The following is a 15,452-nucleotide window of genomic DNA, read 5'->3' on the forward strand; positions in this document are numbered from 1 at the left end:
ATTCGTTCGTCCGCGGGTGCGCCAATCGCCCAGAATCGTGGTGATCGCGGCGATCGGGTCTGTCCCGAACAGCACCCCTGCTTGGTGGAATCGAGACCCTTGATCGACTAAACTGTCGATGCGTTCACATTCCGCTTCTCCGCCCCAGTTGAGCCACGCTTTCCGCATGCCGACCGCAGTCCGAACCAAGGCTTTGACACTGCTGAACAAAGTAACGTGTCCACACTGCTGGCATTTGTATGCGCCAGAGGAGTCCCTTTGGATTTCTGAGCACCCCGATTTGTTGGGTGACGCCAAGTTGGGATTCCAGCACGCGAAACGTTTTCTGCCCAGTCGCTTCAGCCCCCAGGGGGACGCGATCGATGAGATGGGACAGCACGCCACGCGGATGGCATGCCCCAAATGCCATCTGCACGTTCCGCGTTCGATGTACCAGGTGCCCAGTCTGTTCTTCAGCATTTTCGGGGCGCCGGCCTGTGGCAAAAGCTACTTCCTGACGTCGATGTCGTGGAAGCTCCGTCAAACGCTGCCGAAACGTTTTGCGGTTTCGTTGAGCGATGTGGATGCCGAAACGAATTCGCGGATTCATGAATACGAAGAATTACAATTCATGAATCCAGACCTGGACACCCCGGTGGCACTGGCAAAAACAGAAGAACAGGGGGACATGTACGACACGGTCGACATGGGCGACCACAGCGTTTCCTTGCCGCGTCCGTTCATGTTCAATCTGCAACCGCTGTCGAATCACCCTCGTTATCGCCGCAACCGCGAAATCTCCAAACTGGTTTGCCTGTATGACAACGCCGGGGAGAGCTTCTTTCCCGGAGCGGACAAAACGGTCAATCCGGTCACGCGGCACCTGGCCTGTTCGAAGTGTCTGTTTTTCTGTTTTGATCCGACGCAAGACACCCGTTTTCGACGTGCGTGCGAAGGCAAGACGGACGACCCACAGATGGTGTCGCGGACATCACGTTTGGCTCGCGAGACCAGTGTGCGTCAGGACACGATCCTGTTGGAAGCGATCCAACGCGTCCGCCGGCACGCCGGATTGCGTGACGACGAATTGCATCAACGGCCGTTGATCGTGATCGTGACCAAGTGGGACGCGTGGAAGAACCTGTTGCCGGACGTTTCGATCGAAGAGCCCTATCTGCCGGTCGAAGGCACCAAGTTCTGTACCTTGGACAGCCGACGAATCAAACAGACGTCCGACAGGGTCGGCGAGTTGATGTCGGAAATCTGTCCCGAAATCGTCGCCGCGGCCGAAGGTTTTTCGACCAGTCTGACCTTCATCCCCGTCAGCGCCAGCGGCAGCAGCCCGGCCGTCGATCCGGCGACCGGAGCGTTGGGGATTCGGCCACGTGACATGCAACCGTATTGGGTCGAGATTCCGATGTTGGTGGCGTTGCACAATTGGGCGGGCGGATTGGTCGGAGCGACCGGCGATTCCGCGTCCCTGGAAGATGGTCGCTGGATGACGGAACAACTAGAGTGACCCTTGAGTACTGAATTACTTTATACTTCCGCGCCCCAGGGTCTGCGTCACGGCAGTCGAGGTTTCTGTACGGTTCTGACGACCGCCGGAATGCCGATCAATGTGATCGGCAAGCTGGAAGCCATCTCGAGTTATCGCCACCTGTTTCCGCCGGACAGCAACCGCGCCGGGGAGAACCCGGTTTCGTTCGCCCACCAACGCGTCAACCTGGGCGGCCAAGTCGTCTCGGTCCTTTCCCGTATCGCGGCTTACGGAACCGACTACACCGGACGCACCAACAAGATCGCGCACCATGTCACCATCGACCCCGCCGAAATGCCCGCCGCCGGCCCGGCCTGGTTGATCAGCAAGGGGGCGATCATGCGCAGCGAGTGGCTGGGCCAATGCGAGACCCCGGACAGCGGACCGACCATTCCTCGCGGCGACCAACCGGCGCGAATCTGCACCGCGTGGAAGTCCGTCGCGGGGGATTCCGGCTGGGGCGGAGTCGTGGCCGAAGCGATCGCGCAAAGTGATGCAACGCCGTTGTGGGTGATCTATCCGCTCAATCAGCAAGGGCGACTGCTGGAACTGATCGACGAATCGATTTCCTTGTTACCCGCCGCACAGCGTTGGCACGCGACGTTCAACACCTTCGCCGCCAACATCCCGCCGGATGTCGAATGCAAGATCCGGTTTGTTCCCGTCGGAACCGAAGAGGCGCGGTTTGCCGCTTCGTCCGGAAAATCCATCGATTTGACCAAGCATCCGACGATCACGACGGCGTCGCAGTGGGTCGAACGGGCACGCGGCACGATCCGGGGAGAAAGCGGAGGCCCCTTACCCGGCGGCCCATCTTCCGGCGGTTCGTTTACCGCCGTTCAGGAGGCCGACACCGAGATCGCCGTCGAATCATCATGGTCCTCCGACGACGACGTGGTCTCCGGGCCGCCACCATCGATTGAACCGCCGTCGCTGCCTCCTGAACTGATCCACGGCAAACAGAATCGCAAACAGCTGGTCATCGCCCTTTCGATTCTGGCCGCCGTCGTCGGACTCGGGGCGACCTGGACGGTGGCTCGGCTGATGGCGGGGCTACCGATTCTGCCCGGGTCCGCGCCGCCGCCGGTGCCCCAAATGCCGATCGAAATCACGCCACCGATGGACGAGGAAAAGCCGGTCGTCGTTCCGACGGCGCCGGTGCCCGCAAAGACGCTCGATCTGGTGCTGCACTACGACAAGAAGCAACTCCGCGCCTTTGCCGCAGAAAACCCCGACGACGAAACACCGCTCCCCAATCCGATCTCGTTGAGAGGCTATGTGCGTCTGAACCCGGTCAGTAGCGATGCGGGCAAGGTGCCCGACATCAAACGGGCCCGATCGGTCGCATGGGGTGGCAGCGCCGCGCCGTTGGGCAAGCCCCAAGAACTTGTGGTGCGAACCACGCAGTTGACCGAGCGGACACAGCCGATGAACGTCGAACAAATTCCGACGGTCCCGGAGTCCCTGGGGCCGACGCAAGTCTATTGGAGCCGCGCGACCGAAGATCTGATTGCGATCGCCGACGTCGACGTTGCCAGTCAAGCAGAATTCCTTGGCGACCATGTCGGCGCCTATCGCAACGTCGCAATCCAATTGGCCCGTTTCGCGGAACTCGCCGATTCGATCGAGTCGGAAAGTGCCCACTTACCGGAAAACTTGAACGAGGTCACCGAAGCATTTTTTCGAAATCTATTTCCGGGCAAGTCCGATGCGCGGATCGATTCGCTGATTCGCAAGGCCGGCGGAGTGGATCTTTCCGACGCGGCAACCAAACTGAAGGCGGCGTTGCGTTCCAAACTGGACGAAACCAGAAAACCGCTGACCAAAGAGCAACAGGCGGCACTGGTGCAAATCGTCGATGATTGCGGACAGCTTTCCCAAGTCGCGAGGGAACTTCACGACGGATTTGGCGTCTTGCAATCCGGACACCGAGTCGAGGTGCCCGAACTGAAATTCCTGGAATCGGAAAAGGTCGTGCTGCGACGGGTTCCGCTCCACATACATTTTTCCTGGTAACTTTTGCCATGCCAACGACCGTTGACAAGATTCGACGCGCGCTTGAAAAACGCGACGGGATTGCCGAAGACGAAATGCGTGTACTGGCTGATTCCTACCGGACGCAAGTCCAGGAGGTCAATCAGCGTCTCGACGATGCCGTGATGTTGCTGCGCAAAGGCCTGCGCAGCGAGGCGATCCAACGCGTCGAAATGACGCCCAACGCGCTCGACGCGGCGGCCGACATGGAATTCCCCGAGTGGGACGAATGGAACGAGATCCTGCAGTTCATGGGAATCCCGTTGCCGCCCAAACTGAATCAGGACTACGTGGCGCAAATCAATGAAGCCATCATTGAAAGCTTGCCACTGGATGCCCTGTTGCGACGGCACCGTCGGTTGGCGATCGCAAAAGCTCCGCTGGCGGTTCGCCTGCGCACGTTGCGACAAATCGCGCGGGTCGATTCATCCAACAGTGTCTGGCAAGACGACGTCGAAAAATGGGAAAAGGTCCGGCTAAGCCAAATCGACAGGGAACTCAAACACGCGCTGGAACAGGAAGATTCCGCGTACCTCTATCAGTTGAATCAGGAGCTGACCGCCGGCAACTGGCGCGTCGCCCCCTCCTCTCGATTGGTCGATCAATGTTCGTTCGCCGCCGAAGCCCATGTGCGACAATCCCAGGAGACCGAACTGGCTGCGTTGGCGCCCCAGATCAACGCGGCGTTTGAACAACGCGACGAAGCCGAAGCCAGACGCTTGCGTGCGCATTGGCAAGCGGTGCGTGCCAAGCACAAGGTGAGCGTCCCCGCCCACCTGGAGACGTCGGTCGCGGCGGCCATGCAGTGGCTGGAGGACCTGGATCGCCAGGCGGTGATGGAAAGCGAACGCCAACAGGCGATGGCCACTCTGGAATCCAAGCTCCAGGCACACTCGCCGATCGAAGACGTCCAGGCAGCCTACGACCAGGCATCGCGGTTCGGCGAACCGTTGCCGGAGGACCTGACGCATCGTGTCGAAGAGCTGGCCAATCAACCGGCCAAGCAAGCCAAACGCAAGGTGATGCTGATCGCTGGCGGCGTCGCGGCCGTCGTGTTGGTCGCCATCGTCGGCGTCGTCATGTTCCTCGCGTCGTCGGGCAAACAAACCGCACAACAAGAAACCGTCGACCAGATGACCCAATTCATCTCGGCCGAGCAATACGACGCGGCAGTGAACTATTACCACTCCGTCCTGTCCACCGACCCCGAAGTCGCGCAATTGCCGAAAATGGTCGCGATGCAGGCGACCGCGAAAAAGGCCGTGGAGAAGGAAGCATCACGACAGGAGTTGTTTGACAAGCTGATCGCCCAGGCCAGCAACGATGACCCGGCGTTGATCGATGAAATCCTGTTGCCGCAGTTAGATGAATTGGCGGCCAGCCCCGGCGAACAGGCACGCGTCGACGATCTCCGCAAACGCAAAGAGGCCTATCGGGCCGGCGAAGCGATGCGGCAGTCCGATGAAATGATCGGTAAGATCGCCGAGTTGCAACGACAGTTCGGTGAACTGTCCCGACGCGGCAGCTCCGCCGCCAACCGTCAAGCCATCGCACAATTGCTGTCGTCTATCGTTCGACTGCCCAATCAATTCCCACTGGGGTCCGATGAAGCCCGTGCGAAACAGGAAACATTGCGTTCGCAAGTCGATTCGACGCTGAAGCGGATGAAAGACGAAAGCATGGTTTCGCAACAGCGTGACGACGCCATCGATTCGTTGCTCAATTCTCGCTCGCTGGAAGTCTACTCCGATCGGCTGCGTGATTTCTCCACCCAGTCCGTCTCACGCACCAACTTCGTCGAATTTCGCACCGTGATCGACGAAGAAGATCATTGGTTCAACGTCGAACGCACCAACGCCTGGCTGGACGCCTTGGCCACCAAGCTGAACGACGGCGTGACGTCCACCGAGGCGTCCGGGTTGATCGAGTCGGCCGAAAAAATTCAGGCGTTGGCCTATCCGAATCCGGTGCTCGCGGCGATGCCCGACTTTATCGAAACGATGAAAGAGATCGTCGGTCGCAGAGTGATTCTCAGCGGTGCCTTTGGGCTGATTTCCAAACACCCCCTGTCGCGTCTGGTGACGTTGCCGATCCCGGATGCGGAAAGCCCCTCTGGTACAACATCGCACCTGATCTACAAGACCTTTGCCGAACAGAACGCCGACCGCATGTCGCGGGCCGGCAGCATCGGTGTGGATGTGGTTTCCGATCCGCTGGGCGGCGTCCGAAACCGCGCCTTTCAGGGACCATTGCCCAAGGTCGTCGAGGAACCGATGCGGTCGATCAGCCAGGTCGTCGACCAGAAATCCAAACAGGCGATCGGGTTCGACACCAAGTGGGAACAAACCTTCTTGATCCAGGTCAGCGAGGTGATGAAGCGAAAGGAACTCGACGGCATCATCAAGGAATGGCTGATCTACTACCTGCTGGATGCCGCCACACGCGGCAGCGAAGACCTGAAACAGATGATCCCGCTGACGATGCGTGCGCTGGTGCGACGGAGCAGCGTTCGCGAGCAGTGGCACCAGTCGCGTCCGACCAATTACGACCTCAATCCGGAATTGCGAAAGGTGATCATGGCCGAGTTGAATGTCGCCTATCGACGCTTTGCCAACCCGCTCAGCGAGTACGAAAAAGTCGCCTCGGAACGCCTTAAATGGGTCGGCTTTTTGTCGAAATCCGCCGGCGGCCAAATCGAGTATCATCTTCGTGGCGGCACACCCGAAGCCGACGGCACCCTGTACGTCGTCGCGGCGGCGCGAGAGGGCGACGCGGAGACGTCGTTTTTTCCGGTCGGAAAAGTGCAACAAGGCCATGTTCAACTGACTCCCAATCCCGTGCACCAAGTCCCGGGACGCCCCCTGTTTTTGTTTCCGTACTGAATCGCATGACTCAAATCGAACGCGTCTTCATTCGCTTCCGCGGTCGAACCATCGGCCCGCTGACACCGGACAAGGTCAAGGACATGGTCCGCAGGGGCCAAGTCACTCGGATGCATGAGTTGTCCGGCGACGGGCTGAGCTGGATGAAGGCCGATGAGTTCGGAAATTTCTTTCCCCGGGCTGCTCCCAGCGGCGGCATGGCCGGCGACATGGCAGCCTCGGCCTCCAGCGTTCCGCCCGGCAGCGAAGGGTCGCATGACGGAGGCGGTACCGCACCGGCCGCCAACGATAACGCGACCGCGCAGTGGTACGCCCACGTCAACGGCGAAAAACAAGGTCCGGTGTCGATGGACCAGATGCGTCTGTACAGCGAGGCGAAGATCCTGAAGAAGGACTCGCTGGTGTGGAAAAACGGCATGCAAACGTGGAAGCCGGCAGCCGAAGCGATTCCCGAATTGTTCGGCGGTGCCGCCCCCGGCGGCGGAACCCCGACGGTCAGCCACGTTTCCAGCGAAACCCCGCCGGCCGACGGAGGGGCGTTGTCGACCGAGATTGCGAAACACCACGCGCTGATCATGGCGTTCGGGATCAGCTTGCTGATCATCGCCGCGATCTTTATCGTCGGCCAGATCGTCGCGCTCAATCAGGGCGGCAGAAGGCTGAAATCGGACACGATGTCCGCCGCAATCCGAATCTCACTCAGCGGTGTGGCTGCCATCTCAGGCGTCATGGCGGTCCAAGCCTCACTGAAATTGAAGGCCGCCGCACAATCCGCCTCGGCGATCGCCGCTCTGATGGCCGCCCGAACGGTCAACCAATTCTGGCTGCTGACCTCCGTCGCCGTCATGATTTGGCTGGGCATTCTGTTGCTGGTCCTGATCACCGCCTTGGCGACCAACGTCCCGATCACCAACGTGCTGGCGTAGCTGGACAGCGTCGCTTTTCGATCAAGACGAGCCCGTGAGATTCTCACTCGTTCCCGGGCTCCGCCTGGGAACGGGAGTTCCAGGTGGCTCCGCCTCCCGTAGCCCGCACGCGTGTGGCGGGAGCCATCTCACTCGTTCCCGGGCTCCGCCTGGGAACGGGAGTTTCCGGAGGCTCCGCCTCCGCTCGCCCGCACGCGTGTGGCGGGAGCCACAGCGACAGCGCGTTCCCAGGCAGAGCCTTGGAACGAGGACGCAGCCCACCAGGACAGGTCCCACCAGGACAGGTCCCGACGAGTTGATTCAAAAAAATTCCAGTTTCTTGCACGGGACTCGCTGCGGGCGGCCACTAACCGAGTGACTTCCCGAACCTCTGTTAGGTGATGAGACCACGATGCGTCTGACTTTGCGAACCCTACTGGCCTATTTGGACAACACCCTCGACCCCCAAGATTCCGAAATCCTGCGGCAGAAGGTGGAGCAGAGCGGATTCGCCACGCAACTGGTTCAGCGGATCCGCAGTTCGGTCGCCGATCCGTCGTTGTCCGCTCCCGCTCCCGATTCGGTTCACCCGATCGAGGAGCCGAACATGATGAGCAACTTTCTCGACAGCACGCTTGCGCCGGAACAGATTGCGGAGATCGAAAAAGCGTGTTTGGAATCGCTGCCGCATCTGGCCGAAGCGGCGGCCTGTCACCAGATCTTGACGATGGTCCTGGGTCGTCCCGCCGAAGCCTCCGATCGTCTGCGTGAACGCGTGCTGGCGATGGTCGATGACAAAGGAAACATTGTCGATCCCGATTCAACATCGGAACCGGGCCAGGTCAGCGGCGGCGCGTCGCCGGTGATCGCCGGCGAAATCGGTCCCCGCTACTCGGGCGTCGATCTCTCGGACGCCACGGATGAGACCGCGGTGGCAGCCACGGCGGCAAGCGAATTACCCAGCGGGGGCGCGGACGCCGATGTCGGCTCGTTTCCCTCTGCCGCGTCTGAGCCGATGACGGATCCACGGGCGACTCCGTCGCAAGACGTTCAGCCGGTCGGAGCCGGAGATAGTGGCGTCTTTCAGGCCGCGACAAAACTCCGAGAACAGTCACACCAATTTGCCGAAGCCGGAATGGCGCTCGATGATGCACCACCGCTGGCGGGCGACCGACCCTTACGACAGCTGGAACGGTCCGACTTCTATGACGGTGAAGTGCGTTCATCGCGAATCACGCCGTGGCTGGTTTCCCTGGCGCTGGTGGGGATCTTGCTATTCGCGATCAGTCGCATCTTTGCGCCTTTGTTGGGCCCCCAAAAGGTCGCTCAATCCAGCAACGATCAGGCCAACGGCGACGCGATCGTCGCCGATTCCGCGAGCGAGGCACCGTCACCGAGCGATGCGTCCGAAACTGCCGTACCTGATCAGCCCCCAAGCGGCTCGATCGGTGACGGGATCGGAGATGCCATGCAGATCGATCCGGAGATGTTGCCGGCACCGGATCCGCAACCGGTCACCCCACAACCATCCAGTGCGGCCGCGGAGACCAGCGACGGTTCCGCTCAAGTCGATTCCTCAGAACCCGATTCCGCCGCTGAATCCGCGGACCGTTCAACGGCCGCCACAACGGTGGAGCCGACGGTTGACCCCAATGCTCCGCCGGTCCCACCGCCAGTCCCAGCCCCCGTGCCTCCGCAGGGCGATGTCGGCGAACCAGCTTCTCCCGTCCCGCAACAATCCGGGGCTGCTGAGATTGTGATGGAAGATTCCGACGGCCCGCCGTTGCCGCCGGCCATGGCCGACCCGCGCGTCGCGGCGCTTCCGGATTCGAAAGACTCCGCTGCGGTTTCCCCCGAACCCAAACCGGACGGGATGGAATCGACGACCGGTGCAGACGCGGCAGATCCGGCCGGTGTGGACCAGGAGATCGCAACATTGGCGTCGGAGACCGCGCTGGTCGCACAGCGGGTCGACGAAACGAAATGGGCGTTGATCGCGCCGAAATCCGCGGTCGGCCCGGGAAGCGTGGTGGTCTGCGGTCCGGAGTATCGCGCCGAATTTGTGATCGCGGGCAATGAATCACTGACGTGCACCTTGGTCGGACCGACAGAAATCCGCTGGGAGTCAGGTCAAGCGACGGTGAACGTCGATGTTCGGTTCGGCAAAGGAATCGTCCAATTGGCCGAGCCGGGAAACAGTCTTGCGATGACCGTCGGCCAAACCAAGATCCTGGCCCAGACCGAAACGGGACAGGCCACACTTGCGTTTGACGTCCAGCATCATCGCCCCTTGAGCGCCGATCCGATGTTGCCGCAGAACCATCGCACGTCGGTGGTACTGACCTGTGTCGCAGGCAATGTTTCGATGACCGGTCATGGGAATCCCGCTGACATTCCGGCGGGCGGACAGGTCACACTCGACCTTGACGCTACCGACGCCGGCGTCAACGTGGTGACTCAACCGCCACGATTGCCGTCATGGATCGATCCCGAAGTCGACACCGGTTCGCTGGAATCCGAAGCGGCCGGCGACCTGTTGGAGTTGGTCCGCGGCGATGATTCCGATTCATTGCTGCTGTCGTTGCGCGTCGCGTTGGGATTTCGTCGTAACGAGGTGGCAGCGTTGGCCGGAAAGACGATGCTCGCGCTCGGAGACGCTTCGGCCTATTTCGGCGTCGACGGCTTATTCAGCAACCCCAAGCAGCGACTGTATTGGTCGTCTCACCTCGCTGCGGTCCGCCAAATGATGGACCGCAGCGTGGAGGATGCCGCGGCGGTGCGGACGGCAATCGCGGGGCAGAACGAAGCGATGGACAACGCCGATGGTGACACACTATTTCGACTGTTGACCGGGTACTCACAAGATCAACTGAAAACCGGCGGCGATGCGGAACTGGTCGCGGACCTGGAGTCGGCGTCCATGCCGGTTCGCGTCCTGGCATCGGAGCACTTGCGCGACATCAGTGGCACGACCTTGTTCTTCAAACCCGAAGAGGGAGTCGCCAGCCGGCGCGAAGAAGTCGTCAAGAAGTGGAAAGTGCGGCTACGCAAAGAATCCATCCGATATCCGGATGCCGAATGAGCCCCAAGGTCAAGCGAATTGCGCGGGCGTTGATCGCGATCATCGTGATTGTGGGACTCATCCTGGCCACACGCACTGCTGTCGGGCAGTGGAGTCAACAGAAATCCGCCGCGATCGCGCGCGTCAAGGCGCTTGAAGCCGCGATCGACTCCGCCGAGACGTCCGCGCAGCGTCAACGGATCGAGAGCGAATTGGTGTCGGCACGGTCCTCCGTCCCCGCGATCGAGAATCTCGGTTGGGCAAAGATCGGCGTGGCCGCCGCCTTCTATGGGATCAGCCTGATTCCCGGTGGGCTGGTGTTGTATGAAGGGACGCGGGTGCTGGGCTATCGGGCTCCGCTGCGTGATGTGTTGTCGGCCCAAGTCGTCGGGCACCTGGGCAAGTACGTGCCTGGCAAAGCGATGGTGGTGGTGATCCGGGCTGGCCGGCTGGCGAGCGCGGGGGTTCCTCTGGTCGCCGGAACGATTGCCGTGTTTTTGGAAACGCTGACGATGATGGCGGTCGGCGCGGCGGTGGCAGGAGGTTTGATTTTCCTGTTGCCCGTGGCTCGGTGGATCGCCTGGTGTGCACTTTTGGGTGGCATCGCGGCGACGCTGCCGACGCTGCCGCCGGTGCTCAAGCGAGTGGTAGGCAAAGTCAACTCGAAACAGACCGAGTCGGCGGAGAAGGATCGCGACGCGGGCGCGGAATTCGCTGCGATTGCGGTCAGCCACGACTGGCGTTTTTTCCTCGCTGCCTGGTGGTGGCAGGGCTTGGCGTGGGTGCTGATCGGGGCCTCGTTTGCGTGTCTGGTCGAAAGCCTTCCGGGCGATCCGGCAGGCTACTCGGCAACGGTCCGCCATGCCGCCTCGACGGCTTCGATCGCCCTGGCAATGGTGGTGGGATTTGCGTCCTTGTTGCCGGGCGGTGCGGGCGTCCGCGAATTGACCTTGGCGGTGGTTTTGGCGCCGGTGATCGGCAGTTCTCACGCACTTTTGGCCGCGATTTTGGCGAGATTGCTGTTCATCGGTGTCGAAATGCTGGCGGTGGTCGGGATTACACTCACCCATCGGGTTCGGGAATCCATCCTGAGGAGCGATTGAACGAAACCTGGACTGCTGGGGCGGGTTCCATCGTGATAGACTAGAGGGCTCGATTGCAGGCATCGATGCCGATTTTTCATTTCTCTTAGCGTCCCCGGTCGTTTGGCTGTTAGTGAATCCACCGCACTGCGTTACCAACAATCGGACCCCGACGTCCGGTTGATGATGCGCGTCAGAAACGATGATGCCGTTGCGTTTGAGGAACTGCTGCGCAAGTACCAACCGCGGCTGGTTCGATTGATGCGGACGATCGGGCCGAAGCCGGATCTGGCGGAGGATCTGGCGCAAGAGACGTTCATGCGTGTCTTTCGGGCTCGGCACAGTTACGAACCCGGCGCCAAATTCTCGACCTGGTTGTTCACGATCGCGGCCAACGTGGCCCGAAACGCGACACGCAGCCAGGGCCGGCGTCAAGAAGTCAACGAGATCGATGCGCCGGCGACCGCGGACGGGTCTCGGGCGGTCGGCATCTTGGCCGCCACCGCCTTGGACGCCAGTTCGCTGATGCCGGGCCGGTTGGTCGAAGGCAGTGAACGCGGCGCGATCGTTCGTCAAGCGGTCGAATCATTGGGCGAACGGCAGCGCACGGCGCTGATGCTGTCGCGGTTTGAAAATCTCAGCTATGCCGAAATCGCTGAGACGATGGGGCTGACCACCAAAGCGGTCAAATCGTTGCTCAGTCGGGCCCGTGTGAATTTGCGTGAAATCTTGCAGCCCTATATCGAGGCGGGCATGATCCCGAGCGAGGTGGAACCATGAGCGAAAGTGTCTTGTTGACCGATGACCAGCCGGTCGATCCCGACGACGAGTTGTTGGTTGCCTACCTGGACGATGAACTCGATGATGAACAGCGGAAAGCCGTCGAGAAACGATTGGTCGCCGAAACCGCATTCCAGCGGCGACTGCAGACCTTGCAAACCGGGTGGGAATGGCTCGATGATTTGCCCACCGAACCCAACAACGAAAAACTGGTCGAATCGACGATCGAACTGCTGGTCGCCGACATCATTCCCGGCAAGAAGGAACAACCCGGCTGGCTGGGCAAAAGCTGGAAACGAGTCAGCTTGGTCGCCTTGGTTGTGGTCGCATTCGCCGCCGGCGCGATCGGCGTTTCGATCGCCAACCGAATCGCGTTGCAAAATGATCTGGCAGAACTGGCGATCGCCGAGGACCATGAGGCCTATAAGTTAGGAGACAATTTCTCGTTGTTCTACCAGCTCGCCTACAACCCTCGGTGGCAGGACATGATCGAGACCATGGAGCAGGTCGGACGGCGAGAGATGGCCCCACCAAGCGTCGTCGCTGAGATCCCGTTGCAAGATCGCGAGGCGGCACTGCAATCGCTGCCAAGCGAAACCCGCGAAAAGCTGGTCGTCCGCTGGGAAGCCTATCGGGGGTTCAGCGACGAAGCCAAAACAGAAATGAGACGGATCGCCGATGAAGTGCACAAGGCGAAAGACAGCGAGAAATTGTTGCGAACCATGAAGGCGGCCTCCGTCTGGATCGAAAGCGTCGGCGAAGAACTCCGCGATGACTTGTTCAGCCCCGATGAAGCCGTGCGTCAAAACGCGATCGATCTGGCGATCGATATCACCATGAATGACTTGGCCCGAGACTCCGGAAAGCTGATCAGCGAGGAAACTTCGGACCGGATTTATCTGTGGCTGCAGCTCTTGATGAATGAACGCCTGGAGCGGGTCCCCGGATTGGCGGCTGCCTTAGAACGCGCCAAAACCATGCTGAAGGAACAGGACCGCGACGAGCAATGGGCGGAATACTTCATGCTTCGGTCCTTAGTCGACGATCCGGATTGGCGGAGCCGGGGACGCGGACCAGGGTTCTCCGGGTTCGGGGGTGGATTGCGTGGGGGCCCTGGCGGAGGTGGACCGCGCGGGCCGAGCAACGGGCGGCCGGTTGCTGCCCCCACCGACGATTCCGAGTCAGCATCGTCACGCGATCCGGGGCGACGTCCTCCGCCGAGGATTCCGCCGATCACCGACCAAGAGTACCAGGACTTAAAAACGTTGCTGGACGATCAGGCACGAAATGATCTGAGTGCGTTGACAAGCCTTTCGACGGAGTTAGCCGGGGAAATGGTCGCCGTCAACGACACGCTGCGGACCTGGGCCATCGAATCGCTCCGTCGCAACTCGCCGGCGTTTCAAGCCGACGAATCGACGCCGTTGGACCGCTATCGGGAACGTGACGATCCTGACGTCTTAGACTTGCTCCCCCCGGACCAAATCATGGAAGCAATCTACTATCGCCCCGGCCGACGCCAAGGTCGCCGCTAGCCCGACTTCCCCAGTCCGCGGCGTAAACACCGCTTTTTCCGGTGTCGGCCCTAAAAAGTTGGCACTACATTTCGATTTCCCGTAACGGGGCATCTCGCATGATGCCACCCACCAATCCCATCTGGTGCCACCCACCAATCGATCTATCACCTCTGGTGCCACCCACCTATTGACTGACCGTGGACAGGTGGTAGAATCGGAACGCTCGAACTGGGGAGGGTGCTATGGGACGTGCATTGCGGTCGGAGCAGTTTGATCCGGCGGAGATTTCGATGATGCACTGCGTGCAGCGGTGCGTGCGAAGGGCCTATCTGGCCGGCGTGGATCCGCAGACCGGAAAGGATTACGGCTTTCGCCGTGAATGGATCCGGCGGCGGATGGAGGCCCTCGCTTCGGTTTTTGGCGTCGATGTGCTGACCTACGCCATCCTCTCCAATCACATGCACCTGATCCTTCGCAATCGCCCCGACGTCGTTCAAGCCTGGTCGGATCAGGAGGTCGCGATTCGCTGGCTAAGAGTCTTCCCCGGGCGGCGATTGGAAGAACACCTCGCCGAACCGACCGAAAATGATGTCGCCACTTTGGCACGTGACAAGGAAAGGCTGGCAGAGATTCGACATCGACTGTCGGATCTGTCCTGGTTCATGCGTGCACTGAGTGAACCGATCGCCCGCATGGCCAACAAACAGGATGAATGCACGGGACGGTTCTGGGAGGGCCGTTTCAAGGCGCAGGCGATTGCCGATGAAGCGGGCTTGCTGGCCTGTGCGATGTACGTGGACCTGAATCCGGTTCGAGCGGCGATGGCGGAAACGCCGGATCAGGCCCCTCACACCTCGGCCTACGACCGCATCAAAGCAGATCAAGGTGACCAGATCGACTCAGCGGCGTTTGACTTGGTTCCCGTTGACACGGCGGAGGCAGGGAAAACGATTCGCGAAACGCCGGTCGAAGCGTTGAAGGAGCGACGCAAGAAGAAACACGTCAATCCGTCCGGCAAGCGGATTCGGCGTGACGGCTGGCTGGCGCCGTTTCGGCTGGGGAAGAAGCCGGCGAGTGACCCAGAGCTCAGCGAAGGCGGCGTGCGCGCCAGTGACAAGGGGTTTCTGGATCTGGACTGGGGCGACTATTTGAAGCTGCTGCGGTGGACGGCCAAGCAAAGTGACGAAGGGTCGGGGCGCGAAGTTCCCGAGGGCATGCAGTCGGTGCTGACCCGATTGGGAATCGATCTGTCGATGTGGCGTGACTTGGTATGGAACTTCAAGCGGTACTTTGGCCAGAGCTGTTGCGCGGGATCACCGAGCGCGATGGGCAAGTTCGCTGAATCGACCGGCCGTCACTGGTCCAAGGGGCAGCGGAGCGTCGCCCAATGCTTCGCCGCGTGAAAGTGATGGTGTGCGGCAGGTGACGCCTTCGAATCGCTGTGGGTCACGCGGCGGAACACTTTCCGGCAGTCCCGCGGTCGGCCGCAAGGGAGTGACGAGGGCAGGGCGACGCGTCTGAGCCTTGATCACCAACCGTCGATGCGCGGCCGCGATCGTCTGCGCGGCCATCTGTTCAGCGGTTAAGTCTCTCGACGATTTCCTGGATGATCAGACGTTCAACTTCCAAGCAGCACCGGTGTGGCTTCGCCCCCCGCTCTACTCCGCTCCAG

9 protein-coding genes are annotated in these 15,452 nt (G+C 60.8%); all 9 read left to right on the forward strand.

Features of this window, described 5'->3' with window-relative positions:
• Window positions 1-283: 283 nt before the first annotated feature.
• Window positions 284-1,498, forward strand: coding sequence for a hypothetical protein (locus Mal15_RS17365; RefSeq protein WP_147868929.1), 1,215 nt, complete (start codon window positions 284-286; stop codon window positions 1,496-1,498).
• A 3-nt stretch (window positions 1,499-1,501) separates the two neighbouring features.
• Entirely contained in the window at window positions 1,502-3,535 is a 2,034-nt protein-coding gene (locus Mal15_RS17370; RefSeq protein WP_147868930.1) for a GAP1-N2 domain-containing protein, read from the forward strand.
• A gap of 8 nt (window positions 3,536-3,543) precedes the next feature.
• Window positions 3,544-6,435, forward strand: coding sequence for a hypothetical protein (locus Mal15_RS34140; RefSeq protein WP_167546876.1), 2,892 nt, complete (start codon window positions 3,544-3,546; stop codon window positions 6,433-6,435).
• Between the two features lie 5 nt (window positions 6,436-6,440).
• Window positions 6,441-7,361 (forward strand): DUF4339 domain-containing protein, encoded by a 921-nt coding sequence (locus Mal15_RS17375; RefSeq protein ID WP_167546877.1) that lies wholly within the window; start codon window positions 6,441-6,443, stop codon window positions 7,359-7,361.
• A 391-nt stretch (window positions 7,362-7,752) separates the two neighbouring features.
• Entirely contained in the window at window positions 7,753-10,422 is a 2,670-nt protein-coding gene (locus Mal15_RS17380; RefSeq protein ID WP_147868932.1) for a hypothetical protein, read from the forward strand.
• Window positions 10,419-11,504 (forward strand): lysylphosphatidylglycerol synthase transmembrane domain-containing protein, encoded by a 1,086-nt coding sequence (locus tag Mal15_RS17385; protein WP_147868933.1) that lies wholly within the window; start codon window positions 10,419-10,421, stop codon window positions 11,502-11,504. The genes Mal15_RS17380 and Mal15_RS17385 overlap by 4 nt, the downstream gene beginning before the upstream one ends.
• A 102-nt stretch (window positions 11,505-11,606) precedes the next feature.
• Window positions 11,607-12,263 (forward strand): sigma-70 family RNA polymerase sigma factor, encoded by a 657-nt coding sequence (locus tag Mal15_RS17390; RefSeq protein ID WP_233902853.1) that lies wholly within the window; start codon window positions 11,607-11,609, stop codon window positions 12,261-12,263.
• Window positions 12,260-13,798 (forward strand): anti-sigma factor family protein, encoded by a 1,539-nt coding sequence (locus tag Mal15_RS17395; protein WP_147868934.1) that lies wholly within the window; start codon window positions 12,260-12,262, stop codon window positions 13,796-13,798. The genes Mal15_RS17390 and Mal15_RS17395 overlap by 4 nt, the downstream gene beginning before the upstream one ends.
• Before the next feature lie 224 nt (window positions 13,799-14,022).
• A complete protein-coding gene (locus Mal15_RS17400) occupies window positions 14,023-15,183 on the forward strand; it encodes a transposase (RefSeq protein WP_199773675.1) in 1,161 nt (386 codons plus the stop codon).
• The last annotated feature ends 269 nt before the right edge of the window (window positions 15,184-15,452 follow it).

Source organism: Stieleria maiorica (assembly GCF_008035925.1).
Taxonomy (GTDB): Bacteria; Planctomycetota; Planctomycetia; order Pirellulales; family Pirellulaceae; genus Stieleria; species Stieleria maiorica.

What these genes read in the sequence shown, in the direction of transcription:
- Mal15_RS34140 (WP_167546876.1), top strand. Translation starts at nt 3,544, where the DNA reads ATGCCAACGACCGTTGACAAGATTCGACGCGCGCTTGAAAAACGCGAC.
- Mal15_RS17375 (WP_167546877.1), top strand. Translation starts at nt 6,441, where the DNA reads ATGACTCAAATCGAACGCGTCTTCATTCGCTTCCGCGGTCGAACCATC.
- Mal15_RS17380 (WP_147868932.1), top strand. Translation starts at nt 7,753, where the DNA reads ATGCGTCTGACTTTGCGAACCCTACTGGCCTATTTGGACAACACCCTC.
- Mal15_RS17385 (WP_147868933.1), top strand. Translation starts at nt 10,419, where the DNA reads ATGAGCCCCAAGGTCAAGCGAATTGCGCGGGCGTTGATCGCGATCATC.
- Mal15_RS17395 (WP_147868934.1), top strand. Translation starts at nt 12,260, where the DNA reads ATGAGCGAAAGTGTCTTGTTGACCGATGACCAGCCGGTCGATCCCGAC.
- Mal15_RS17400 (WP_199773675.1), top strand. Translation starts at nt 14,023, where the DNA reads ATGGGACGTGCATTGCGGTCGGAGCAGTTTGATCCGGCGGAGATTTCG.